Origin of the sequence: Flavobacterium odoriferum (genome assembly GCF_025499515.1) — a bacterium.
GTDB lineage: Bacteria > Bacteroidota > Bacteroidia > Flavobacteriales > Flavobacteriaceae > Flavobacterium > Flavobacterium odoriferum.
In genome coordinates, this window is the sequence record NZ_JAMKFA010000009.1 from 79,009 (window position 1) to 104,103 (window position 25,095).

Genomic DNA, 25,095 nt, shown 5'->3' on the forward strand with positions numbered 1-25,095 from the left:
CAATTTAAAAAAATAATAAAACAAACATACCATTATGTCAGACGATAAGAAAGTGATTTTCTCAATGCAAAAATTGAGTAAAACCTATCCAGGAGCAGATAAACAAGTACTAAAAAATATATATTTAAGTTTCTTTTACGGAGCAAAAATTGGTATTCTTGGATTAAATGGTTCAGGAAAGTCTTCATTATTAAAAATTATTGCTGGGGTTGATAAAAATTATCAAGGTGATGTAGTTTTTCAACCAGGTTATACGGTTGGATATTTAGAACAAGAACCTCATTTAGATGAAACTAAAACGGTAATCGATATCGTTCGTGAAGGTGCTGCAGAAACGTTTGCTTTATTAGAAGAATTCAATAAAATTAACGACGATTTCGGTTTGCCTGAAGTATATGAGAATCCAGAAAGAATGGAAAAACTTATGGATCGTCAGGCTGAATTACAAGACAAAATAGACGCTTCAGGAGCTTGGGAAATTGATAATAAATTGGAAATCGCAATGGACGCGCTTCGTACGCCAGATCCAGAAACTCCAATTTCAGTTTTATCGGGTGGAGAAAAACGTCGTGTAGCTTTATGTCGTTTACTTTTACAACAACCAGATGTTTTATTATTAGATGAGCCAACGAATCACTTAGATGCTGAATCGGTTCTTTGGTTAGAACAACATTTGGCACAATATTCAGGAACTGTAATTGCGGTAACTCACGATAGATATTTCTTGGATAATGTAGCGGGTTGGATTTTAGAGTTGGATAGAGGAGAAGGTATTCCATGGAAAGGAAATTATTCTTCTTGGTTAGAACAAAAATCAAACCGTATGGCGCAAGAAGAAAAAGTAGCGTCAAAACGTAGAAAAAATTTAGAGCGTGAGTTAGATTGGGTGCGTCAAGGAGCAAAAGGACGTCAAACCAAACAAAAAGCACGTTTACAGAACTACGATAAATTATTAAACGAAGACCAAAAAGAACTAGACGAAAAATTAGAAATTTACATTCCTAATGGACCTCGTTTAGGAACGAATGTAATTGAAGCTAAAAATGTTGCTAAGGCATTTGGAGATAAATTACTATATGACGATTTAAATTTCGTTTTACCACAAGCAGGAATTGTTGGAATTATCGGACCAAATGGTGCTGGTAAATCGACTATTTTCAAAATGATTATGGGCGAACAACAAGCTGATGCTGGTACATTTGAAATTGGTGATACAGTAAAAATTGCATACGTAGATCAATCGCACTCTAATATTGATCCAAACAAAACCCTTTGGGAAAACTTTTGTGATGGTCAAGAATTAATTATGATGGGCGGACGTCAAGTAAATTCTCGTGCTTACTTATCTCGTTTTAATTTTGGTGGTGGTGAACAAAATAAAAAAGTATCTACTTTATCAGGAGGAGAAAGAAATAGATTGCACTTAGCCATGACGCTAAAAGAAGAAGGAAACGTATTACTTTTAGATGAGCCTACTAATGATTTAGATGTGAACACATTACGTGCTTTAGAAGAAGGTTTGGAAAATTTTGCAGGTTGTGCTGTAATTATTTCGCATGATAGATGGTTTTTAGATAGAGTTTGTACACATATTTTAGCTTTTGAAGGTGATTCTCAAGTGTATAGCTTTGAAGGAAGTTTTACAGAATATGAAGAAAACAAGCGCAAACGTCTAGGAAAAGATGTAACGCCAACTCGTATTAAATACAAAAAATTAACACGATAAACATTTGTTAAAAAATCCTGATTTAGTCAGGATTTTTTTTTATTTTAGATTTTTACTTTATACCAACAAAAAACCATGTTTTTAAAGCACTTTATAGCCATATTTATTTTGTTTTGGATGGTAAATCCTAGTTTTTCGCAGAATAATTCAAGCGATATAAAGACAGCAAAAGAATTATTAAAAAAAGCAGGGCAAAGTTTTTTGAACTTGGAATCAAAAAAATCACTTGATTTTGCAAAATCATCTTTGGAAATCTCTTTAAAAAACGATGATTATTTGTTAGCTGCTAAAGCTTATAATTTAATAGGGCTTAATTTCGATGAATTCTCAGATTATAAAAAAGCAATTGAATACTACAATAAAGGTTTGGTTTTAGCCAATAAAACCAATAACGATACAGTTAAAGCATGGTTACATAATAATATTGGAAATGTTTATTGTTACAGGAAAATTGATTTCAAAAAAGGAATTCAGCATTATAAAAAAGGAATTGAATATTCTAAGAGATTAAACGACATTTATGAAATTACTTTTTCAAAATTAAATATTGCAAGTGCTTATTTTGCAAATGAAGATTTTAATTCAGGAATTATTTATTTAAATGAAATCAAGGATTATATTGAAAAAGAAGGAGAAATAGAAGCAAAAATTTCCTTATATTCCAATTACGGATTATATTATAATTCATTAAACGACCATAAAAAGGCTGAAGAGTTTTATTTAAAGTCGGTTGCATATTGTGAAAAAAATGATATTGAATTAATTAAATCGAATGCTTCAGTAGTTTATAATGATATTTCTAATTTTTATTTCAAAACAAAAAACTTTGAAAAAGCACATTTTTATCTTGCAAAACACGATAAGCTTCAAGACGAAATTTACAATGAAAATAGAGTAAATGAAGTAAAAATTGCTGGATTAGAAATTGAACATGATGAAATTAATAGAAAAATTAGTCAAATTGAATCTGAGAAAAAAATTCAAGATGAAAAACTAAAAAATAACAGACAATTCATAATTTTTTCCGCGATAATTGTTTTTATTTTGATTTTGCTACTACTTTCATTTGTTAGGAATAACAAGTTAAAATCAAAAATTAACAAAGAACTTAAATTAGCAAATGCTGAGTTATTAGATGCTAAAGAAAAAGCAGAAGAAGCTTCGCAGTTGAAAACACAATTTATTTCAACTATAAGTCACGAATTAAGAACACCATTGTATGGTGTAGTAGGTATTACAGACATTATTTTAGATGAACACAAAGAATTGAAAGATAGTCCTCATCTAAAATCTTTAAAATTTTCAGCTAAATATTTATTGTCATTAGTTAACGATATTTTAAAAGTTTATAAAATTGAAGAAAATCAAGTGGTTCTTCAAGATTCAGTTTTTAACTTGCAAGACGAATTAGTTATTATCAAAGATTCTCTTCACTTTTTAGCCATCAAAAACAACAATCAAATTCATTTAGAAATTGACCATCAAATCCCAAATCACTTAATTGGAGATAAAATTAGACTGTCACAAATTTTTATCAATTTAATTAGTAATTCATTAAAATTCACTCAAAATGGTTATGTTACAATTAAAGCAATTTTAATGAATTTTGAAAAAAATAATTGCCAAATAAAATTTCAAGTAATTGATAATGGAATTGGAATTGCAAAGAAAGATCAAGAAAAAGTTTTTGAAAAATTTGTACAAGTTTATCGAAAGGAAGATGATTATCAAGGAACAGGTTTAGGACTTACTATTGTAAAAAAAATGGTGGAACTATTTCAGGGCACAATAGAATTGGAAAGTGAAGAAAACAAAGGAACAACAGTTACTTTTATTATAAATTTAGATGCCGATATTGATAAAATAAATCAAATTATTAATAATCTAGATGTTGATTTATCTGTCAAAAAAGATTATAATATTTTAGTGGTTGAAGACAATAAAATTAATCAAGTTGTTACAAGAAAACTACTGGAAAATAACCATTTTCAATGTGTTATAGTTAGCGATGGTTATGCAGCTTTGGAAACTTTAGAAACTAAAAAATTTGATGCAATTTTGATGGATATTAATATGCCTTTAATTAATGGATTTGATACTTCAAAACTTATTAGACAAAAAGGAATTATAATTCCTATTATTGCTGTCACAGCTTTTGATAAACAAGATATCGAAGACAAAATTAAAGATGCTCAAATCGATGAAGTTATTGTAAAGCCTTTCGATAGTACAAAACTATTTGAAGTAATAAAACGTTTTGTCGACAAATAGTTTATTGATGATGGTAGGGTTCGTTTCTTAAAATAGTGAAACCTCTATAAATTTGTTCAATTACAAATAAGCGAACCATTTGATGTGAAAAAGTCATTTCTGACAATGAAATTTTGCCTTGCGCTTTTTGATAAACCAAATCACTAAAGCCATACGGTCCACCAATTACAAAAACCAATGTTTTAATTCCAGAATTCATTTTCTTTTGCAAATATTCTGAAAAGCCAACACTACTAAACGTTTTTCCATTTTCGTCAAGTAAAATTAATTGATCGGTTACACTAATTTTTGATAAAATTAATTCGCCTTCTTTTTCTTTTTGTTGTGCTTCTGATAGATTTTTTACGTTTTTGATATCCGGAATAATTTCCAAATCAAACTTCACATAAAAAGACAATCGTTTTGTATAATCATCAATTAATGTTTGCAACGATTTGTTGTCGGTTTTTCCAATGGCAATTAGACGAATATTCATTTGAATTGTTTTTGCAAAATTACATATTTTGAAAATAAAAAACCATCCGCTACAACGGATGGTTTTTTTAAACAAACTAAACCAATTAATTGCTGAATTAAAAAGCGTATTTATTTTCGCTAATAATTTTTGCAGCAATTTTTTCACGAAGACCAATTACATTTGGCATATTCGTATATTTTGTAAAACGTTTTAATCCCATTAACATCATACGTTGTTCGTCGCCTTCAGCAAAAGAAACAATTCCTTCTTTTCCTTTTTGGTTTACGATATCTACCGCATGATATAAGTATAATTTTGCCATAGCAATTTGCTCCTGAACTTTGTCTTCGCCTTCTTTTTTAGCTAATTTTTCTGTTCTAAGAATTGTACTTTCAGCCATGTAAATTTCGATTAAGATATCAGAAGCTGCCATTAATAATTGTTGGTGTGATTCTAATTCTGCTCCATATTTTTGAACTGCAGCACCAGCAACCATTAAGAATACTTTTTTCAATTTGGCAATCATTTCTTTTTCTTCAGCAAATAATTCTGAATAATCTGGAATGTCGAAAGATGGAATTCCCATTAATTCTTCAGCTACAGCCATTGCTGGACCTAATAAATCCACATGACCTTTCATTGCTTTTTTTACTAACATTCCAACTGATAACATTCTGTTGATTTCGTTAGTTCCTTCGTAAATTCTTGCGATACGAGCATCTCTCCAAGCACTTTCCATTGGTGCATCTTCTGAGAATCCCATTCCACCAAAAATTTGGATTCCTTCGTCTGTACAAGCTTGAACATCTTCAGAAACCGCTACTTTTAAGATAGAACATTCGATTGCAAATTCTTCTACACCTTTTAATTCTGCTTCTTGGTGCGAATTTCCTTCACTAACTCTAATATTAATTCTGTTTTCGATATCTGATGCAGCTCTGTAAGTAGCACTTTCTCCAGCATAAGCATTTGTAGCCATTTCAGCAATTTTAGCTTGAATTGCTCCAAAACTTGAAATTGGTGTTTTAAACTGAACTCTTTCGTTAGCATAATTTACAGCTCCAGTAATGGTTCTACGTTGTGCTTCTAAACAAGCAGCTGCTAATTTAATACGTCCAACATTTAAAGCATTCATCGCAATTTTAAAACCTTCGCCACGACCTGCCAACATATTTTCTACTGGCACTTTTGTTTCGTTAAAGAAAACCTGACGAGTAGAAGAGGAGCGAATACCTAATTTGTGCTCTTCATCACCCATTGAAATTCCGTTTGAAGGATCATTTTCAACGATGAAACCAGTAATATTTTTATCGTCTTCAATACGAGCGAAAACAATCATTACGTTACAAAAACCTGCATTAGAAATCCACATTTTTCCACCAGTGATTTTATAATGTGTTCCATCTTCTGAAAGAACGGCTTTTGTTTTTCCTGAATTCGCATCTGATCCTGCTCCTGGTTCTGTTAAACAATACGCACCAAACCATTCGCCAGAAGCTAATTTTGGTACATATTTTTGTTTTTGTTCTTCTGTTCCGTATAAAGTAATAGGCATGGTTCCAATTCCAGTGTGCGCTCCAAAAGCAGTTGAAAATGAACCAGTTGCTCCCGAAATGTAATCACAAACTAAAACGGTGTTTACGAATCCCATTTCCATTCCGCCATAAGCAGCAGGAACAGCAACACTTAAGTAACCTAATTCACCAGCTTTACGCATGATGTCTTCGGTTAAAGCGTAATCTTTCTTTTCGAAACGCTCTTTGTTTGGCCAAATTTCTTTGTCTACGAATTCGATAACCGAATCACGCATCATAACTTGTTCTTCATTGAAGTCTTCTGGTGTGAAGATGTCTTCGCATTTTGTTTCTTTTACAAGGAATTGACCTCCTCTGATGATATCTGACATAACTTATTAAGTTTTATAGTTTTATTTTAAAAATTCAAAAATTCCGGCAGCTCCTTGACCAGTTCCAACACACATTGAAACGATTCCGTATTTGCTGTTTCTCAGGCGCATTTCGTCAAACAATTGAACTGATAGTTTAGCACCAGTACAACCTAGTGGGTGACCTAAAGCAATAGCCCCTCCATTTACATTTACAATTTCAGGATTTAAACCTAATTCTCTCACAACCGCTAAAGATTGTGCTGCGAAAGCTTCGTTTAATTCAATTAAATCGATTTGGTCTTGTTTTAATCCCGCTTGTTTTAATGCTTTTGGAATTGCGGTAACTGGTCCAATCCCCATGATTCTTGGTTCTACACCAGAAGCAGCGTAGCTTACCATTCTTGCAATTGGTTCTAAGTTCAATTCTTTTACCATTTCTTCGCTCATGATTAAAACGAAAGCAGCTCCATCACTCATTTGAGAAGAGTTTCCAGCGGTAACCGAACCATCAGCCGCGAATACTGGTCGTAATCCAGCTAAAGCTTCAACAGAAGTACCTGCTCTTGGACCTTCGTCTTTATTTACTACATAAGATTTGGTTTCTTTTTTACCGTTTTCATTGATAAACGTTTGTTCAACCGTGATAGGTGCAATTTGTTTATCGAATTTTCCTTCTGCTTGCGCTTTCAACGCTTTCATATGCGATTGGTATGCAAACTCATCTTGGTCAGCACGAGAAACATTGAATTGTTTTGCAACTGCTTCAGCTGTTAAACCCATTCCCCAGTAATAATCTTCGTGACCTGCAGCAGCCACTTTGTAATCAGGCGTTGGTTTGTATCCTCCCATTGGAATATAACTCATACTTTCGGCACCACCAGCAATGATACAATCTGCCATTCCGGATTGAATTTTAGCTGTTGCCATTGCGATAGTTTCTACTCCAGAAGCACAATATCTGTTTACTGTAACTCCAGGAACATCCGTGATTTTTAATCCCATTAATGATATTAAACGTCCAACGTTCAAACCTTGTTCTGCTTCTGGCATTGCATTTCCTACCATTACATCATCAATACGTGTTTTGTCGAAATCAGGCAAATCCTTCATCATGTGTTCGATGGTTTCTGCTGCTAATTCGTCAGGACGTTTAAAACGAAAAACTCCTTTTGGTGCTTTTCCTACTGCGGTTCGGTAACCCGAAACTATATATGCGGTTGTATTTTTCATATCTAATATTTTTTCTACCAATATTTTGCCTCTAAGAGGCTATTAATTTCGTAAAGGTTTACCCTTAGTTAGCATATATTGAATTCTTTCTAAAGATTTTCTTTCTCCTGTTAATGATAAAAATGCTTCTCTTTCTAAATCCAATAAATATTGTTCAGAAACTAATGTTGCTTCTGATAAATCGCCACCAGCCATTACATAAGCCAGTTTGTTTGCAATTTTCTTATCGTGTTCAGAAATGTATTTACCAGCTTCCATTTGGTCAGTTCCAACTAAGAACATTCCCAATGCTTGTTTTCCTAATACTTTGATATCTTTTCTTCTTACAGGTTGGGTGTAACCTTGTTCTGCCATTTGTAAAGCTACTTGTTTAGCTGTTGCAATTTGGCGGTCTTTGTTCACGACAACAATATCTCTTCCTTTTTGTAAAACGCCAGTATCAAAACCTTCGTAAGCTGAAGTAGCTACTTTTGCCATTCCTACAGTTAAGAAATATTCTTGTAAAACATTTAATTCCACGTCATTTTTACGGAATAAATCAGAAGCTCTTAAAGCCATTTCTTTAGAACCACCACCGCCAGGAATTACACCAACACCAAATTCAACTAATCCGATGTACGTTTCTGCAGCGGCAACCGCTCTATCAGCGTGCATGGTTAATTCGCAACCTCCACCTAATGTCATTCCGTGAGGAGCTGCGATAACTGGAATAGCTGAATAACGACAACGCATCATTGTGTCTTGGAACATTTTGATGGCCATGTTTAATTCGTCATATTCTTGTTCGACTGCCATCATGAAAATCATTCCTAAATTGGCTCCAACTGAGAAATTAGCGCCTTGATTTCCAATCACTAAACCATTGTAATCTTTTTCAGCAATATCGATGGCTTTGTTGATTCCTTGTAAAACCCCAGCACCAATTGAATTCATTTTAGATGTAAATTCTAAATTGATGATTCCATCACCTAAATCGGTAATGATTGAATCGCTGTTGTTCCATATTTTTTTGCTTTCGCGAATGTTATTTAAGATAATGAAAGCATCCTGACCAGGAACTTTTTCAACTTTTTTATTGGTGATAGAGTAGAAGTGTGTTGCTCCATCTTTAATAGAATAGAAAGAAGTGTTTCCTGAAGCTAACATATCGGTTACCCAAGAAGCAGGTTGATAACCTTCCGCTTTCATTAATTCGATTCCTTTTTCAACTCCGATGGCATCCCAAATTTCGAATGGACCGTTTTCCCAACCGAATCCTGCTTTCATAGCATCGTCGATTTTATAGAAAGCATCTGTTATTTCAGGAATTCTGTTTGAACAATATTGGAACATTGAAGCGAAGTTTTTTCTGTAGAAATCTCCTGCTTTGTCTTTTCCAGTAACTAAAACTTTGAATCTGTCGATTGGTTTTTCAATCGTTTTGGTTAATTCTAAAGTAGCGAAAGAAGCTTTTTTATTTGCTCTATATTCTAATGTATCTAAATCTAAAGTTAGAATATCTTTTCCTTCTTTTTTGTAGAAACCTTGTCCAGTTTTACTTCCTAACCATTTGTTTTCCATCATTTTGTTAACAAATTCAGGAAGTTTGAATAATTCATGTGCTTCGTCGTTTGGACAATTTTCATAAATTCCGTTAGCCACATGAACTAAAGTATCTAAACCAACAACATCAACCGTTCTAAAAGTAGCTGATTTTGGACGACCAATAACTGGTCCGGTTAATTTATCAACTTCTTCAACCGTTAATCCCATTTCTTTTACTTGGTGGAATAAACTTTGTATTCCGAAGATTCCAATTCTATTTCCGATAAAAGCTGGTGTATCTTTTGCTACAACTGAAGTTTTTCCTAAGAATTTTTCACCATAACCATTTAGGAAATCCAATACTTCATTTGATGTTTTTGGACCTGGGATAATTTCAAATAATTTTAAGTAACGAGCCGGATTAAAAAAGTGCGTTCCACAGAAATGTTGTTGGAAATCTTCGCTTCTTCCTTCGCTCATGAACTGAATTGGAATACCAGATGTATTTGATGTTACTAAAGTTCCAGGTTTTCTATATTTGTCAACTTGTTCGAAAACGATTTTCTTGATGTCTAAACGTTCTACTACAACTTCGATAATCCAATCGGCAGTTGCAATTTTTGACATATCATCTGTGGTGTTACCAGTGGTAATTCTTGAAGCAAAACTTGGATGATAAATTGGAGAAGGCTTCGATTTTAAAGCGTTAGCTAAATGATCATTAACTAATCGGTTTCTAACGGCTTTACTCTCTAAAGTTAATCCTTTTTTCTGTTCGGCTTCGGTTAGTTCGTTTGGAGCGATGTCTAATAATAAGACTTCTACACCAATATTAGCAAAATGGCAAGCGATTCCACTTCCCATAATTCCGGAACCAATAACAGCAACTTTTTTAATATTACGTTTCATGTTTATAGGTTTGTTGTTTTATTTGTCGTTAAATATTTTTTTGTCGGTAATTAATTCATTTATAACTTCGGCAACTTCCATGAAATTTTGCAATTTTTCTTCGGTTATATTTGCTTTTACAGTTTCATTAAATTTTAAAACTGTATTTTTTGAAAGTTCTCTTTTTTCTTTCCCTAATTCAGTTAAGTAAATTAAAACACCTCTACCATCAGCTGGATTTTTTTTTCGTATGATTAACCCTTTTTCTTCCATTGACTTTAAAGTTCTCGTTAAACTTGTTGCTTCCATTCCCATTTTTGGTCCAAGTGTGGTAGATGGAGTGCCATTTTCTCTATCAATGCTTAAAAGTGCAAAACCTGTTGCCATTGTAGCACTGTATTTAGCTGCTTCTTCGTTATACATTCTAGCAACAGCTTGCCAAGTGTATCTTAATATATAGTCGATAGTTTTATCTTGCATAGCTTAAATTTCTTCAAATATAAAAAAAAATACTATGCACGCATAGTATTTTAAGATTTTTTTATAGATTTAATGATTATTTAACATTTAAAAAGTGAAATTTACCACTTCACTTAGTGGATTTTACTTTTATTTTTCTCCGTAAATTTTTACATATAAATTATTATATTTTTCTTTTATAATTTTACGTTTAAGTTTTAGAGTTGGAGTTAAATGTCCGTCATTAATAGACCAAACGTCAGGAGTTAATTCAAAGCGTTTTACTTTTTCCCAATTTCCAAAGCGTTCGTTATAATGTTCTATTTCTTCTTGAATTCTTTTTATGACTAGAGGATTTGAAATAATTTCTTCGTTAGTAGTTCCTAATTTTACATCAGGATGTTTGATTGCCCAATCTTTGATGAATTCAAAATTTGGTTGAATAAAAGCAGCAGGCATTTTTTCGCCTTCGCCAATAACCATAATTTGTTCAATAAAACGAGATTGTTTAAAAGTGTTTTCTAGTAATTGAGGAGCTACATATTTTCCACCTGATGTTTTGAACATTTCTTTTTTACGATCAGTAATTTTTAAGAAACCTTCGTTGTCTATTTCACCAATATCACCTGTATGGAAATAACCACCTTTTAAAACTTCATTAGTTTGCGTTTCATCTTTGTAGTAACCCATCATTACATTTGGACCTTTACATAAGATTTCGCCATCTTCAGCAATTTTAACTTCAACTCCATCTAAAACTCTACCTACTGTACCTACTTTGAAACCTTTGTTTCTCATGTCGTTAACGGAAATTACAGGAGAAGTTTCGGTTAAACCATAACCTTCCATGACTGGAATTCCGGCTGCAGTAAACACTTTTGTTAACCTTGGTTGTAAGGCGGCACTTCCAGAAACTAAAAGTTCTAATTCGCCACCAAGAGCTTCTTGCCATTTTGAAAAAATTAATTTTCTTGCAATTTTAAGCTGAAATTCATAAAACCATCCGTTTTCTTTATAAGGTTTGAATTGAATTCCTAAACCGGTTGCCCAAAAGAATAGTTTCTTTTTGATTCCAGTTAAATCGGCACCTTTTGCGTAGATTTTTTCGTAAACTTTTTCTAGTAATCTTGGCACAACAACCATTACATGTGGCTTTACTTCTTTTAAGTTGTCTGACATTTTTTCGATACTCTCGGCAAAGTATATTGAGATACCATAATATTGGTATAAATAGACAATCATTCGTTCAAGAATATGGCAAATAGGTAAAAAACTTAATGCTTTTGTATCTCCTGGTCTAAGTGGAACTCTTGGTGCACTCATTAAAACATCAGAAACAATATTTTGATGTGATAACATCACACCTTTTGGTCTTCCTGTAGTTCCAGAGGTATATATTATAGTTGCTAAATCTGTAGTAGTTACATTGTTTTTTCGATCTTCAACTACATCCTGATTTGATTCATCTGCTCCGAGTTCAAGAATTTCTTTCCAACTTTTACATCCTTCAATATCATTGTAAGAATAAATAGCTTTAAGATTTGGAATGTTTTTTTGTACAGCTAATAATTTGTCATAAACTTCTTGATCTGAAACAAAACAATAAGAAGATTCTGAATGGTTTAATATATATTCATAATCTTCTGAAGCAATCGTTGGATAAATAGGCACAGTTTGTGCACCAGTTTGCAAAGCACCAATATCTGTAATATGCCATTCTGTTCTATTGTTTGAAGAAATAATAGCAATTTTATCATTTTTATTGACTCCTAAACGAATTAATCCTCTTGAAATAGCATTAGCTTTATCAAGATATTCTTTAGTAGAAGTCTTAACCCATTCGCCGTTATATTTTGTTACAAGAGCGTCTGGTAAGTTGTACTTTTCTAATTGATGGTAAGGAAAGTCAAATAAGCGTGTAATATTTGTCATAATTCACAATTAATATTTGTTGCAAATTATAAAAATAAAACTAATTGTGCAATTTTTTAAATAATTGATAATCTATGGATTAAATTTTTATGAATTTAAAAATAGTATGCTTGCCTACTAAATTATCAAAATTATATTGATAATACAAAAATATAGGTTTTATTGCTAAAATGAGATTTATGTAAATAATAAATAAGATTTTGTAATGATTTTGTTAAATAATTAACCACCTTTGAATAGAGTTGTAATTCGAGTTTAAAGTTATAAAGCAATTCTGCCAAAAAAAAATGAAAAAGCCAAACGAAGTTGTAGAAGTCGAAAAAGGAAAAATACACATTGTTGTAGAACTAATTGAATATTTACCAAATGCTGTGGTAAGTAAAACAATTATAAAAAAAGTAACAGGAAATGTTACCGCCTCTTCCTTTGATGCTGGAGAAGAGTTAGATGAAAAAAGATCACCTTTTGATACCTATATTCAAATTATTGATGGTGTAGCAGAAATTACTGTTGATAAGAAAAAATTCAAATTAAAACTAGGGGATGGTATGGTTATTCCTGCACATTCCACACACCATTTTAATGCTAATGAACAATTTAAAATGATTTCAACCGTAATTAAAAGTGGTTATGAAGATTAAATAAGCGGAGCAAAAATTAATTTGCTTTTAAAACCAAAACAAAAATGATACTCTATATTAAATATATGGTTAGTCTTCGTTGCAAAATGATGGTCAAAGAAGAGCTAAAGAAAATAGGGTTGCATCATGTTATCGTTGATTTAGGAGTTGTTGAAATTTTGGAAGACATAACTCCTAAACAATTTGATTTGTTGAAAAAAAATTTGGCCATGTCTGGTCTTGAATTATTAGACGACAAAAAATCTATTCTTATTGAAAAAATTAAAGATGTAATTATCGAAATGGTTCATTATACAGATGAATTACCAAAAGTTAATTATTCAGATTACATAAGCGAAAAGCTCAATCAAGATTACACGTATTTATCCAACATTTTTTCAGATGTAAAAGGTATTACCATTCAGCAATACATCATCAATCACAAAATTGAACGTGTTAAAGAATTACTTTTATATGATGAAATGAATTTGACAGAAATAGCGTATGTACTAAATTACAGTAGTGTGGCTCATTTATCCAGCCAATTTAAAAAAGTTACCGGATTATCTCCATCTTATTTCAAACAATTGAAAAAAAGAAAAAAATCAAAACTTAGAGAAAACTTAGAAGATGTTTAGTTTTAAATATTTGAAAATGTGTGATTTATGAAATATTTTGTTTTAATGCTATAACACATTTTGTTTTTAAATAATAACCTTTGTTAAATAAGATTATAACATTTAAAAATACTTAAAATGGAATCAAAAGCAAACAAAGGAACAGAAGTTTTTAAAATTTCTGGAGATTGGAAAAGACAAGCTGATAATTTAAAAGATAAATTTCCGCAATTAACAGATTCTGATTTAAAATTCGAAAGTGGTAGAGAAGATGATTTACTTGAAAGAGTAGAGGCACGCTTGCACAAAAAACGAGAGGAAGTGATTAATATTATCAAAAAAGGGCAACCTACAGCATAATAATTGACTTTTTTTTGTGGGCAACTTAGTAACTGAAAAATGCTAAGAATACACATAATAGCCAATAAAAGGCGTAGGTGAATTATCATCTACGCTTTTTTTTCATCTAACTACAACTCAAAATGATACAAATCACAAAAGAAGGCATACTTCTAAAAAAAACTAAACTCTCGTTTGAAAATGATAGTGTTTTAAATCCTGCTATTATGCAAGAGGGAAACATTGTGCATATGTTGTATCGAGCGGTTAGAAGTGGTAATTATTCAACCATTGGATATGCTAAATTTGAAGGACCACTAAAAATAGTTCAACGTAACAATACACCATTATTAATTCCTTTTTCTGATGAGGAATCAAAAGGTGTTGAAGATGCAAGAATTGTTAAAATAGATGGTGTTTATTACATAACCTATACCGCTTATAACGGAATCAATGCATTAGGAGCTTTAGTCACCTCAACCGATTTACTCACTTTTGAGCGACACGGAATTATTGTTCCAAAATTTACTTTTGACGAATTTAAACGATTAGCCGAATGCAATAATTTGGTAAATGCAAAATATTTTCGTCATGTACGCCATTTTAAGCACAATGAAGAAGTTTTTCTTTGGGATAAAGATGTAATTTTTTTTCCAAGAAAAATAAAAGGGAAATTGGCTTTTCTACATCGAATACGTCCCGGAATTCAATTGGTTTTGATTGATAGTTTAGAAGATTTAACCAAAGAATTTTGGAATCAATATTTTCTACATTTTAACGAGCATATTATTTTGGATCCAGTAGGAACCAATCACGAATCAGGTTTTATAGGAGGTGGTTGTCCTCCCATAGAAACCGAATTAGGTTGGCTACTTATTTATCACGGCGTTTTTGATACTTCCGAAGGTTATATTTATTCAGCCGCTGCTGCACTATTAGACATTGATAATCCTACAAAAGTTATCGCAAGATTAGTCGATCCTTTGTTCAAGCCAGAACTCGATTATGAAAAAAATGGTGTGGTTTCCAATGTGGTTTTCCCCACAGGAACTGCATTATTTGAAGATACGCTCTATATCTATTATGGAGCAGCTGACAAATGTATTGCTTGCGCATCTATGAGTTTAAAGGCATTATTACAAGAACTTTTACTAAATCCAACACAACATGAGAGCTAATTTTTTTCCCATTTATAACAATTCTTTACTCGTTTTTAACGAAGCAAAAAACAATTTGAAAGAAAGCGATTTAATGAAATTCATTGCAAATTCTGAACACGAACTAATTCCAGCTGTGCCAAAAACATTACCCGAAATTGTTTTTATAACTTCTTATCCGCCAAGAGAATGTGGCATTGCAACCTATACTCAGGATTTAAAAAACGCCATTCAAGAAAAATTTGGAACTACTTTTTCATTGAAAGTTTGTGCATTAGAAACTTCCGAATCAAATTATAATTACCCAGAAGAAGTAAAATATAAATTAAGTACAGATGTTGCAACTCATTTTTCTTATTTATCTGCAAAATTAAATGCTGATAAAAATATTGCAATGGTATTTTTACAACACGAATTTGGTCTTTTTGGTGGCATTTATGGTGATTATTTGTTGAAATTCATGAAGCATTTGAAACGCCCCGTTACAACTACATTTCATACAGTTTTACCAAAACCAGATGAAAAACTTAAAAAAGTAGTTCGTAAAATTGCTGATTATTCAGATTTTTTAGTTGTGATGACTTCAATTTCAAAAGCTATTTTAATGGCTGATTACGGAATTGCAGAACGAAAAATTTCAGTAATTTCTCATGGAACTCATTTGGTTGCATCGTTTGATAATTTGCAACATAAGACAAAAAATCAGTTTAGCGATAGGGTAGTACTCACCACTTTTGGATTACTAAATGAAGGAAAAAGTATAGAAACAGCTTTAGACGCTTTGCCTAAAATTATCGAAAAATTTCCGAATGTAATTTATCTAATTATTGGAAAAACCCATCCTGAAGTTTTAAAACATGATGGTGAAAAATACCGCAATTTTCTTTACGAAAAGGTGCAAAACTTACATTTAGAAAATAACGTTCGGTTTATAAATAAGTATTTGTCTTTAGACGAATTAATGGATTATTTGCAACGCACAAAAATTTATTTATTTACTTCAAAAGATCCTAATCAAGCGGTTAGTGGAACATTGGCTTATGCTATGGCTTGCGGTTGTCCTGTTATAGCAACGCCAATTCCGCATGCTAAAGAATTTTTGCAAGGCGCTGGATTCAATTATGATTTTCAAAATGCCAATCAACTTGCCGAAAAAACCATTGAATTACTTTATAATCCAAAGTTATTGAGAGAAATGCGCTTAAATGCATTACATAAAATTAGCTCAACATCTTGGCAAAATTCAGCCATTGCACATATTGAGTTGATAAAAAACAGGAACAATAAACATAATATTGTCTTGCAGTATGAAATGCCGATAATTTCATTAAACCATATCAAAAGAATGACGACTATAAATGGATTAATCCAATTTTCGGCTATTTCAAAACCAAACATAGAGTCCGGTTATACCTTAGATGATAATGCACGAGCACTTATAGCAGTCACAAAGCATTATGAGTTGACCAGTTCTGATGAAGACTTAGAATTAATAAAAATTTATTTGAAGTTTATTTTATTTTGCCAACAAGAAGATGGTAGCTTTTTAAATTATGTAGATAAAGAAGGTAATTTCACATCTAACAATACTGATGAAAATTTAGAAGATGCCAATGGTAGAGCTATTTGGGCGTTAGGTGAATTTATTTCATTTAAAGAAATTATTCCTGGTAACATGATTAGAAAAGCAAAATTCGCAATTGAAAAAGCTTTAATCAATATACACAAGTTTCATTCTCCAAGAGCTATTTCGTTTGCCATTAAAGGATTATATTTTTACAATTTAGAAAGTCAAAGTCCAAGAATAAATTTTTTAATCACTTCGTTAGCTGATAATTTAGTTTCAAAATACCGTGGAATTTCAGATAAAAAATGGAAATGGTTTGAAGATTATCTTACCTATGCTAACAGTATTTTACCAGAAGCAATGTTATTTGCTGGTTTGAGTACAGGGAGCGAATTGTATAAAGACATTGCAAAAAATTCGTTTGATTTTTTACTTTCTCTAACTTTTAAAGAAGATCAAATCAAAGTGATTTCTAATCAAGGTTGGTATCATCGAGGAAAATCGGTAAATCAATTTGGTGAACAACCAATAGATGTTGCTTACACAATTTTGGCATTACAAACTTTTTATCAAGTATATGAAGATGAAACATACAGAGACAAGATGCGTATTGCATTTGATTGGTTTTTAGGAAAAAATCATTTGCATCAAATAGTTTATAATCCAAAAACAGGTGGTTGTTATGATGGTTTAGAGCAAAATCATGTGAATCTAAATCAAGGTGCAGAATCAACTATTAGTTATTTGCTTTCACGATTTGCAATGGAAAAAGCTGTGAAGCCTATATATGAAAAGGTTTTCTTTGAGGAAGCCTTTCAAAATGAGTGAATCATGTAAGTTATAAAATAGATTGTATAACACATTTTGATTGTTCCTACTGCACCTTTGTAGTATAAATTATAACTATTAATAGTAAGGTTTTAAAAAAAAATATTACGCATATAACTTAAATTGAAAAAAAATGAAAAAAGCAATCATAATGATCGCATTAGTTACTTTATCGGTTACAAATTCTATGGCTCAAGAGTCAACAACAGATAATCGAGATAAATTATTCTTCGGATTAAAATTAGGAACAAATTATTCTAACGTTTACGATTCAGAAGGCGAAGATTTTGTTGCAGATGGAAAATTTGGATTAGCAGGTGGAGTATTTGTATCAATTCCGTTAGGAAAATTTATTGGTGTTCAACCAGAGGTTTTATTTTCTCAAAAAGGATTTAAATCAACTGGAACTTTTTTAGGTACAGATTATGAAACTACAAGAACAACAGATTATATTGACATTCCATTGTTTTTAGCTGTTAAACCAGTTGAATATGTAACACTTTTATTTGGACCACAATATTCATATTTATTAAAACAAAAAGATGAGTTTACTGGAGGTTCTTTAAGTTCAACACAAGAAGAAGAATTTGAAAACGATAACGTTCGTAAAAATACTTTTTCGCTTATTGGTGGCGTGGATTTTAATATTCAAAATCTTGTTATTGGAGTTAGGGGCGGTTGGGATTTAAAAAATAACAACGGTGATGGAACTTCAACAACACCACGTTACAAAAACATGTGGTATCAAGCTACAGTAGGTTACAGATTTTAATTTTTAAAATAAAATATCATGGAAAATCTTAATAGTAAAGGAAAATTAGTTTTTGGAAGTTTATTTGTTGGAGCACTTATTGGAGCAACTATCGGAGTATTATTTGCACCTCATAAAGGTAAAAAAACAAGAAACAATATTGCTAAAAGTTTAAAAAACTCGGCATATAGGTTTAAAGATGAAATAAAAGAAGATGGTCAATATTTAAAAGATAAAGCAATGAAAGTTGAAAATCTTTTAGAAGATAAAATAAGTAAAGCTTCTACTTCATTTAAAGACAAAGCTAATGAATTGCTTCACAGCGGTTCAGATCATGAAATGAATAAGAAATAATAATAATAAAGACCATGGTTTCATTTTTAAATCACCATTAAGAACAAGTTTGCAGAAGCGAGCTTAAGTAAAAAGGCGATAACATATATGACCACTAAAATGAAAATTTTACATATCTGAAAAAAGAAATCATGGTTTTATAAAAACAAAAAAATAAAATGAAAACATATATTATTAAAACAATTCTTACCACTAGTATAATCGGACTTTTTATGACAAGTTGCAATAATTCGCCAACTGCTAAAGAAGCAGATGTGAAAGAAGCAACAGAAGATTTAATTGACGCTGAAGCAGATTTAGATCAGGCAGAATTTGATTCAATTAACGATTTCAACACGTTCAAAGAGAGCATTCAAATAAAATTGGCTGAAAATCAGAGCGTAATTAATGATTTAAAATCAAAAATTAGTTCAAAAGGAAAAGTAAATAGAGATATTGATGAAGTTGAAATTAATAAATTAGAAAAAAGAAATACCGAGTTAAAACTTAAAATTGAAAATTACGAGCAAGGTCCAGAACAAAAATGGGCATTATTCAAAGTAGATTTTAATAATGAATTAGATGATTTAGGTAAATCGATTTCTAATATGGCTGATCGTAACAAGAAAAAATAAAGAGTATGAAAACAAATTATTTATCATTAAAATTAGCACTTTTTTTAGTGTTACCTTTTGCCTTATTGCAAATGTTTACATCTTGCTCTAAAAATATAGAGTTTGAAAATTCAAATGTTGTTCCTGCGGCAAGAGGAGATATATCAGTTAAAAAGGACAAAAATAATAATTACAACTTCAAGTTAGAAATTTCATATTTGGCAGAACCGGAGCGTTTGCAACCACCTAAAAAATATTATGTGGTTTGGTTGTCATCAGAACAAAATCAAATTCCGTTAAATATTGGTCAAATTGTAGGAACTTCAAAACTTCATGTAAAGTTTGAAAGTGTTTCTTCATCAAAACCGAAACGAATTTTTGTAACAGCCGAAGATGATGTTAGTACACAATATCCAGGACAATACGGTGTTCTTGAAACAGATAAGTTTTAGTTTTTTTGGGGTTGATTTTGGAAAAACTGCTTTCGGGCAGTTTTTCTTGCATAAAAAAAGCTCTCAGTGTATGAGAGCTTTTCTATTTCTATTTCTTATTTTCAATCCATTTTCTAGCATTTACAAATGCTTCTAACCATGGAGAAACTTCGTCTTTTTGACCTCTTTCTGGGTAATGAGCCCAGTTCCAAGGGAAAGTCGAACGCTCAATGTGCGGCATCATTACTAAGTGTCTTCCAGTAGTATCGCACATCATAGCCGTGTTGAAATCAGAACCATTTGGATTGGCTGGATAACCTTCGTAAGCATATTTTGCTACAATATTATATTTTTCTTCAGAATAAGGCAATTTGAATTTTCCTTCTCCGTGCGAAATCCAAACACCTAATGTTGTTCCTTCTAACGTTGATAACATCACCGAATTATTTTTCTGAACGGTTACCGAAGTAAAACCACTTTCGTGTTTGTTCGAAGTATTGTGATGCATTTTTCCATGAACTTCGTGCTCTGGATTAATCAATTCTAATTCCATTAACAACTGACAACCATTACAAATTCCAACTGAAAGTGTGTCTTCGCGTTTGTAGAAGTTTTTTAAAGCTGTATTGGCTTTTTCGTTGTATAAGAACGCTCCAGCCCAACCTTTAGCCGAACCTAAAACATCGGAATTCGAAAATCCTCCAACTGCTCCGATGAATTGAATGTCTTCCAATGTTTCTCTTCCCGAAATTAAATCGGTCATGTGTACATCTTTTACATCAAATCCAGCTAAGAACATTGCATTTGCCATTTCACGTTCAGAATTACTTCCTTTTTCACGAATAATTGCTGCTTTTGGTCTTGGTTTTGACGCATCAATTACTGGCAATTTACCATCAAAATGCGATGGGAAAGTGAATTGTAATTTCTGATTTTTGTAATTATCAAAACGTGCTTGCGCCATTCCGTTTTTAGATTGTTTTGAATCTAATAGAAAAGAAGTTTTGAACCAAGTATCTCTTAATGTAGAAATGCTAAACGTTAAACTATCTTCACCATTAATAATCGTAAACGCATCACCATCGATAGCTGAACCAATTTTGAAAATCTCAATATTATGTTGTGCGAAAGTTGCTTCCACTTCAGCATCTGCTTGGAAAACAACTCCGATATTCTCATTAAATAAAGCTTTAACCGTATCTTTTTCTCCTAAAGAACTCAAGTCGATTAACGCACCTAATTTATCATCTGCAAAACACATTTCTAATAAAGTTGTGATTAAACCACCGCTTCCAATATCGTGTCCTGCTTTGATTTTTCTATCCTTAATTAAATCTTGTAAAACGTTGAACGCTTTTTTAAAGAATTCCGAGTTTTGAATCGTTGGAACATCATTTCCAATTTTATTCAACACTTGCGCAAATGAACTTCCACCTAATTTAAATGAATCTTGTGATAAGTTGATATAATAAATATTACCGCCATTTCTTTGTAAAACAGGTTCCACTACTTTTGTAATGTTCGAACAATTTCCAGCGGCAGAAATAATAACCGTTCCCGGAGCAATCACTTCGTCATTTGGATATTTTTGCTTCATTGAAAGTGAATCTTTTCCAGTTGGAATATTGATTCCTAATTCAATAGCAAAATCAGAACATCCTTTAACTGCTTCGTATAAACGAGCGTCTTCACCTTCATTTTTACAAGCCCACATCCAGTTGGCCGATAAAGAAACCGAAGCTAAACCACCTTTCAATGGTGCCCACACTAAATTGGATAACGCTTCACCAATAGCTGTGCGTGAACCAGAAACTGGATTTACCAAAGCCGCAATAGGTGAGTGCCCTATAGAAGTTGCAATTCCTTCTTTTCCTTTGAAATCCAATGCCATTACACCAACATTATTTAAAGGCAATTGTAATGGACCCACACATTGTTGTTTGGCAACGCGACCACCAACACAACGGTCTACTTTATTGGTTAACCAATCTTTACAAGCCACCGCTTCCAATTGTAAAACCTGACTTAAGTAGCTTCCTATATTTTCTTTTGAATATTCTAAATCTGAATAGTTGGTGGCAACGGTTTTATCCGTCATAATCGTTTTTGGCGAACTTCCGAAGAAATCTTCTAAAGCGTAATCCATTGGTTTTAACCCTGTAGATTTTGATTCGAAAGTAAATCTATGGTCGTTAGTTACGTCACCCACTTGATACATTGGAGAACGTTCTCTGTCGGCAATTCTTTGTAAGGTTTCGATGTCTTTTTCACCAATCACTAATCCCATTCTTTCTTGCGATTCGTTTCCGATGATTTCTTTAGCCGAAAGCGTTGGGTCACCAACAGGTAATTTATCTAAATCGATTAATCCACCTGTTTCTTCTACTAATTCCGATAAACAATTTAAATGTCCACCAGCACCATGATCGTGAATCGAAACGATTGGATTGTTATCGCTTTCTACTAAACCACGAATGGCATTGGCAGCACGTTTTTGCATTTCTGGATTCGAACGTTGGATGGCATTTAATTCAATTCCTGAACCAAAAGCACCAGTATCTGCTGAAGATACTGCAGCGCCACCCATTCCAATTCTATAATTTTCTCCACCTAAAATAACGATTTTATCGCCAGCCGTAGGTTTCTTTTTAATCGCTTGATCTAATTTTCCATAACCAATTCCACCTGCTTGCATGATAACTTTATCGTAACCAATTTTACGATTGTTTTCTTCATGCTCGAAAGTTAAAATAGAACCCGTAATTAAAGGTTGTCCAAATTTATTTCCAAAATCTGAAGCTCCGTTCGAAGCTTTAATTAAAATATCCATTGGTGTTTGGTACAACCAAGGTCTTTCTGCCATTCCGTTTTCCCATGGACGCTCTTCTGCTAAACGAGAATAAGAAGTCATGTAAACAGCAGTTCCTGCTAATGGTAATGAACCTTGTCCACCTGCTAAACGGTCACGAATTTCTCCTCCTGAACCTGTTGCAGCTCCGTTGAAAGGCTCAACTGTTGTTGGAAAGTTGTGTGTTTCTGCTTTTAAGGAAAGAACCGAATCAAATTCTTTTTCTTGGTAAAAATCAGGTTTGTCTGCACTTTTTGGAGCAAATTGCGTTACTTTCGGACCTTTTACAAAAGCTACGTTATCTTTATAAGCCGAAACAATATCATTTGGATTTGTTTCTGATGTTTTCTTAATTAATTTGAATAAAGAAGTTGGTTTTTCTTCGCCATCAATCACAAACGTTCCATTGAAAATTTTGTGACGGCAGTGCTCTGAATTGGCTTGTGAGAAAGCAAAAATTTCAGAATCGGTTAACTTTCTTCCTAATTTCGTAGAAAGATTATCTAGATATTCCACTTCTTCTGGACTCAATGCCAAACCTTCTGATTTATTGTAAGCATCAATATCTTCAATATCCAATATTGGTTCTGGTTGGATATTAATTGTATAAATTTCTTGATTTAATTCCGAATACTTTTGCGAAAGCATTGGGTCGAAATCGTTAAAATCGGCTGCTACTTTTTCAAATTCCTCAATACGAATGATGCCCGAAATTCCCATGTTTTGAGTAATTTCTACAGCATTGGTACTCCAAGGCGTAACCATTGCGGCACGTGGTCCAACAAAAAAATCCGACAATACGGATTTTTCTATTTTATGTGCGTTGCCAAAAAGCCAATTTAATTTGTTGATGTCTTCTGATGAAATCTCGTTTTGCGTTTGAACCGCAAAAACCGTGTTGGATTGGTTTCCGAAGAAATGAATCATTGTATGTAGTTGTTTGTGTTGTTGAAGTTGCAAATTTATTCTAAAAAATAGAACAAACAAAATAATAATAGGTTCTGTTTAAATTAATCAAAAGTAGTCCAATTGTAAGCACCCATATCAGATGGATTACTTCTAGATTGATTTAAAATATCTGTTGTACCAGATGAATATGTAAAATCCGCAGTTCCTTTAGCTGCTGAATCTTCTCCAATAATTAATTCATTATTTGATGGGGCTTTAAAATCTGGTCTGTTTGAACTTGAATTTGTTGCAATAATGCAATTTGCAAATTTTAGATTTGAAGAAAATTGGTATAGTTCTGTATTTGAAATTAAATTTCCTGGGTCAATAAATTTAATTAAACAATGATCAAAATTGTAATTAAAAGAGGTTCCTTCTTTCTTTAAACTAATTGCTAAATTAGAACTTCCATATATGATACAATTTCTAAAATTTGCTTTGGTCAAAGGTTCTACTACGTTTCCAGTATCAGTTTGAATATAATCATCTAATAAAACTGAGGTTTGAGTTGGGCTTGACCAATAATTTGCAAATGTACAATGTGTAAATTCATAACTGCCGCCAAAACTTCCTGCAAATGCTGTTTGACCACAATTGTTTATGACTACATTTCGACCTTCAATATTACCTGTTCGAGCTAAAAGCCCAACATTAGCACAATTGTAAATTTGAGTATTTTCAATATTTAAAGTTGGAGTAGGACTGCCATCGTTTCCAGAAACTAAAATTCCAACCGTAGCATTTTTAATGGTTAAATTTTTAATTTGGTTGTTTGTACTTCCTTGTGTGAGCCAAATAGCTCCCCATTGACCTGGAACTTCTGCAAAATCGGGTTCTAAACGATCTCCTTCAAAAATGACTTCGTTTTCTAAATCTTCAGTTAGTGAAGTTGTTCCATTCACGTGAATAGATGCATTATTAGCAACAATTAAACCAGATTCTGCATGAAAATGAACTCTTGCTCCAGCATCTACCACTAACGTTTTTGTACTCGGAACTGCAGCATAACCATACACAACATAAGGTTTGGTATTGGTCCAATGCAATTCGTTTCCATTGATTGGATTCGTTTCTTCCAAAAATCGACCCCGAATCGTAATAGGATTTCCGTCACCATCAACTCCTAAGTTTAGTTCATCATAAGTATAGGATTCATCTGGATTTTGAACTCTTCCAGGATAAATAAAATAAGCATCTTGAATTAGAGTAACCAATTCCACTTTTTGATGATTTGGATTGGATTTTTCTCCGAAGAGAATTTGATCAGTATAAAGAAAATCGGTAGGATTTGCATCGGCAACTTCGGCAGTTACGGAAACGAAAATGTACATACTATCTTTTGCTAAGATTTCTACATTTTCAAATACTTGACCTGCTATTCCATCTACCATTAATCTGTATTTAGATGCAGTTGTGTCCTTCAATCGAAGTGATGGAATCGAAATGTTTTTGTCACTTCGGTTGTACACTTTTAATGTATAAGTACTTGAACCAATGTCAGTAAAAACGGTATCTAAATAAACGGTGTCTTTAGAAAATTCCAAACCACCAGTTCTTGATTCAAAATCAAAATCGTTTCGGCATGAAGTTAATGAAACAGCAAAACCTATTAGTAATAAAAGTAATAAACGGCGCATGTAATGTTAATTTTTGTAAATGTAATTATT

General features: G+C 32.3%; 19 protein-coding genes. 11 read left to right on the top strand and 8 right to left on the bottom strand.

Going from position 1 to position 25,095, the window contains the following annotated elements:
* Positions 1 to 34 precede the first annotated feature (34 nt).
* The gene (gene ettA, locus M9Q43_RS08235) at positions 35 to 1,726 is read left to right on the top strand and encodes an energy-dependent translational throttle protein EttA (RefSeq protein WP_133606600.1); all 1,692 of its coding nucleotides are present in this window, start codon (positions 35 to 37) and stop codon (positions 1,724 to 1,726) included.
* 75 nt (positions 1,727 to 1,801) lie between these two features.
* Complete coding sequence (locus M9Q43_RS08240; RefSeq protein WP_262318458.1) at positions 1,802 to 3,997, top strand: ATP-binding response regulator; 2,196 nt, start codon at positions 1,802 to 1,804, stop codon at positions 3,995 to 3,997.
* 1 nt (position 3,998) lies between these two features.
* On the opposite strand, the gene rlmH is transcribed toward M9Q43_RS08240, so the two are convergent.
* The 6 genes from rlmH to M9Q43_RS08270 all read right to left on the bottom strand — a co-directional run bounded on the left by rlmH (position 3,999) and on the right by M9Q43_RS08270 (position 12,375).
* Positions 3,999 to 4,472 carry a 23S rRNA (pseudouridine(1915)-N(3))-methyltransferase RlmH gene (rlmH, locus tag M9Q43_RS08245; RefSeq protein WP_262318459.1) on the bottom strand — a complete coding sequence of 158 codons (474 nt, stop codon included), beginning with the start codon at positions 4,470 to 4,472 and terminating at the stop codon, positions 3,999 to 4,001.
* A gap of 97 nt (positions 4,473 to 4,569) precedes the next feature.
* Entirely contained in the window at positions 4,570 to 6,360 is a 1,791-nt protein-coding gene (locus M9Q43_RS08250) for an acyl-CoA dehydrogenase family protein (RefSeq protein WP_133607187.1), read from the bottom strand.
* Between the two features lie 21 nt (positions 6,361 to 6,381).
* Positions 6,382 to 7,572: an acetyl-CoA C-acyltransferase gene (locus M9Q43_RS08255; protein WP_262318460.1), complete on the bottom strand. Its 1,191-nt coding sequence runs from the start codon at positions 7,570 to 7,572 to the stop codon at positions 6,382 to 6,384.
* A 42-nt stretch (positions 7,573 to 7,614) separates the two neighbouring features.
* Positions 7,615 to 10,005 carry a 3-hydroxyacyl-CoA dehydrogenase/enoyl-CoA hydratase family protein gene (locus tag M9Q43_RS08260; protein ID WP_262318461.1) on the bottom strand — a complete coding sequence of 797 codons (2,391 nt, stop codon included), beginning with the start codon at positions 10,003 to 10,005 and terminating at the stop codon, positions 7,615 to 7,617.
* An 18-nt stretch (positions 10,006 to 10,023) separates the two neighbouring features.
* Complete coding sequence (locus M9Q43_RS08265; protein WP_262318462.1) at positions 10,024 to 10,464, bottom strand: MarR family winged helix-turn-helix transcriptional regulator; 441 nt, start codon at positions 10,462 to 10,464, stop codon at positions 10,024 to 10,026.
* A gap of 129 nt (positions 10,465 to 10,593) precedes the next feature.
* Positions 10,594 to 12,375: an AMP-dependent synthetase/ligase gene (locus M9Q43_RS08270; RefSeq protein ID WP_262318463.1), complete on the bottom strand. Its 1,782-nt coding sequence runs from the start codon at positions 12,373 to 12,375 to the stop codon at positions 10,594 to 10,596.
* Positions 12,376 to 12,662: 287 nt separating this feature from the next.
* Between M9Q43_RS08270 and M9Q43_RS08275 the strand changes: the two genes are divergently transcribed.
* The 9 genes from M9Q43_RS08275 (at position 12,663) to M9Q43_RS08315 (ending at position 19,653) form a co-directional block, all read left to right on the top strand.
* Entirely contained in the window at positions 12,663 to 13,016 is a 354-nt protein-coding gene (locus M9Q43_RS08275; protein WP_262318464.1) for a cupin domain-containing protein, read from the top strand.
* Positions 13,017 to 13,060: 44 nt separating this feature from the next.
* Complete coding sequence (locus M9Q43_RS08280) at positions 13,061 to 13,633, top strand: helix-turn-helix domain-containing protein (RefSeq protein ID WP_262318465.1); 573 nt, start codon at positions 13,061 to 13,063, stop codon at positions 13,631 to 13,633.
* Between the two features lie 117 nt (positions 13,634 to 13,750).
* The gene (locus M9Q43_RS08285) at positions 13,751 to 13,972 is read left to right on the top strand and encodes a hypothetical protein (RefSeq protein ID WP_262318466.1); all 222 of its coding nucleotides are present in this window, start codon (positions 13,751 to 13,753) and stop codon (positions 13,970 to 13,972) included.
* 122 nt (positions 13,973 to 14,094) lie between these two features.
* Positions 14,095 to 15,129, top strand: a complete 1,035-nt coding sequence (locus M9Q43_RS08290) for a glycoside hydrolase family 130 protein (protein WP_262318467.1) — start codon at positions 14,095 to 14,097, stop codon at positions 15,127 to 15,129.
* Positions 15,119 to 17,503, top strand: a complete 2,385-nt coding sequence (locus M9Q43_RS08295) for a glycosyltransferase (RefSeq protein ID WP_262318468.1) — start codon at positions 15,119 to 15,121, stop codon at positions 17,501 to 17,503. Before M9Q43_RS08290 ends, M9Q43_RS08295 begins: the two co-directional genes overlap by 11 nt.
* A gap of 133 nt (positions 17,504 to 17,636) precedes the next feature.
* The gene (locus M9Q43_RS08300) at positions 17,637 to 18,275 is read left to right on the top strand and encodes a porin family protein (RefSeq protein ID WP_262318469.1); all 639 of its coding nucleotides are present in this window, start codon (positions 17,637 to 17,639) and stop codon (positions 18,273 to 18,275) included.
* An 18-nt stretch (positions 18,276 to 18,293) separates the two neighbouring features.
* Positions 18,294 to 18,608 (top strand): YtxH domain-containing protein, encoded by a 315-nt coding sequence (locus M9Q43_RS08305; RefSeq protein WP_262318470.1) that lies wholly within the window; start codon positions 18,294 to 18,296, stop codon positions 18,606 to 18,608.
* Between the two features lie 158 nt (positions 18,609 to 18,766).
* Positions 18,767 to 19,222 carry a hypothetical protein gene (locus M9Q43_RS08310; protein WP_262318471.1) on the top strand — a complete coding sequence of 152 codons (456 nt, stop codon included), beginning with the start codon at positions 18,767 to 18,769 and terminating at the stop codon, positions 19,220 to 19,222.
* A gap of 5 nt (positions 19,223 to 19,227) precedes the next feature.
* Positions 19,228 to 19,653, top strand: a complete 426-nt coding sequence (locus M9Q43_RS08315) for a hypothetical protein (RefSeq protein ID WP_262318472.1) — start codon at positions 19,228 to 19,230, stop codon at positions 19,651 to 19,653.
* 88 nt (positions 19,654 to 19,741) lie between these two features.
* Here M9Q43_RS08315 and purL read toward each other — a convergent pair whose 3' ends face one another.
* Both purL and M9Q43_RS08325 read right to left on the bottom strand, forming a co-directional pair.
* The gene (purL, locus tag M9Q43_RS08320) at positions 19,742 to 23,407 is read right to left on the bottom strand and encodes a phosphoribosylformylglycinamidine synthase (protein WP_408611249.1); all 3,666 of its coding nucleotides are present in this window, start codon (positions 23,405 to 23,407) and stop codon (positions 19,742 to 19,744) included.
* An 83-nt stretch (positions 23,408 to 23,490) separates the two neighbouring features.
* On the bottom strand, positions 23,491 to 25,065 hold the full coding sequence (locus tag M9Q43_RS08325) for a hypothetical protein (RefSeq protein ID WP_262318474.1): 1,575 nt from the start codon (positions 25,063 to 25,065) through the stop codon (positions 23,491 to 23,493).
* Between the last annotated feature and the right edge of the window lie 30 nt (positions 25,066 to 25,095).

What these genes read in the sequence shown, in the direction of transcription:
- ettA (WP_133606600.1), top strand. Translation starts at nt 35, where the DNA reads ATGTCAGACGATAAGAAAGTGATTTTCTCAATGCAAAAATTGAGTAAA.
- M9Q43_RS08240 (WP_262318458.1), top strand. Translation starts at nt 1,802, where the DNA reads ATGTTTTTAAAGCACTTTATAGCCATATTTATTTTGTTTTGGATGGTA.
- rlmH (WP_262318459.1), bottom strand. Translation starts at nt 4,472, where the DNA reads ATGAATATTCGTCTAATTGCCATTGGAAAAACCGACAACAAATCGTTG.
- M9Q43_RS08250 (WP_133607187.1), bottom strand. Translation starts at nt 6,360, where the DNA reads ATGTCAGATATCATCAGAGGAGGTCAATTCCTTGTAAAAGAAACAAAA.
- M9Q43_RS08255 (WP_262318460.1), bottom strand. Translation starts at nt 7,572, where the DNA reads ATGAAAAATACAACCGCATATATAGTTTCGGGTTACCGAACCGCAGTA.
- M9Q43_RS08260 (WP_262318461.1), bottom strand. Translation starts at nt 10,005, where the DNA reads ATGAAACGTAATATTAAAAAAGTTGCTGTTATTGGTTCCGGAATTATG.
- M9Q43_RS08265 (WP_262318462.1), bottom strand. Translation starts at nt 10,464, where the DNA reads ATGCAAGATAAAACTATCGACTATATATTAAGATACACTTGGCAAGCT.
- M9Q43_RS08270 (WP_262318463.1), bottom strand. Translation starts at nt 12,375, where the DNA reads ATGACAAATATTACACGCTTATTTGACTTTCCTTACCATCAATTAGAA.
- M9Q43_RS08275 (WP_262318464.1), top strand. Translation starts at nt 12,663, where the DNA reads ATGAAAAAGCCAAACGAAGTTGTAGAAGTCGAAAAAGGAAAAATACAC.
- M9Q43_RS08280 (WP_262318465.1), top strand. Translation starts at nt 13,061, where the DNA reads ATGATACTCTATATTAAATATATGGTTAGTCTTCGTTGCAAAATGATG.
- M9Q43_RS08285 (WP_262318466.1), top strand. Translation starts at nt 13,751, where the DNA reads ATGGAATCAAAAGCAAACAAAGGAACAGAAGTTTTTAAAATTTCTGGA.
- M9Q43_RS08290 (WP_262318467.1), top strand. Translation starts at nt 14,095, where the DNA reads ATGATACAAATCACAAAAGAAGGCATACTTCTAAAAAAAACTAAACTC.
- M9Q43_RS08295 (WP_262318468.1), top strand. Translation starts at nt 15,119, where the DNA reads ATGAGAGCTAATTTTTTTCCCATTTATAACAATTCTTTACTCGTTTTT.
- M9Q43_RS08300 (WP_262318469.1), top strand. Translation starts at nt 17,637, where the DNA reads ATGAAAAAAGCAATCATAATGATCGCATTAGTTACTTTATCGGTTACA.
- M9Q43_RS08305 (WP_262318470.1), top strand. Translation starts at nt 18,294, where the DNA reads ATGGAAAATCTTAATAGTAAAGGAAAATTAGTTTTTGGAAGTTTATTT.
- M9Q43_RS08310 (WP_262318471.1), top strand. Translation starts at nt 18,767, where the DNA reads ATGAAAACATATATTATTAAAACAATTCTTACCACTAGTATAATCGGA.
- M9Q43_RS08315 (WP_262318472.1), top strand. Translation starts at nt 19,228, where the DNA reads ATGAAAACAAATTATTTATCATTAAAATTAGCACTTTTTTTAGTGTTA.
- purL (WP_408611249.1), bottom strand. Translation starts at nt 23,407, where the DNA reads ATGATTCATTTCTTCGGAAACCAATCCAACACGGTTTTTGCGGTTCAA.
- M9Q43_RS08325 (WP_262318474.1), bottom strand. Translation starts at nt 25,065, where the DNA reads ATGCGCCGTTTATTACTTTTATTACTAATAGGTTTTGCTGTTTCATTA.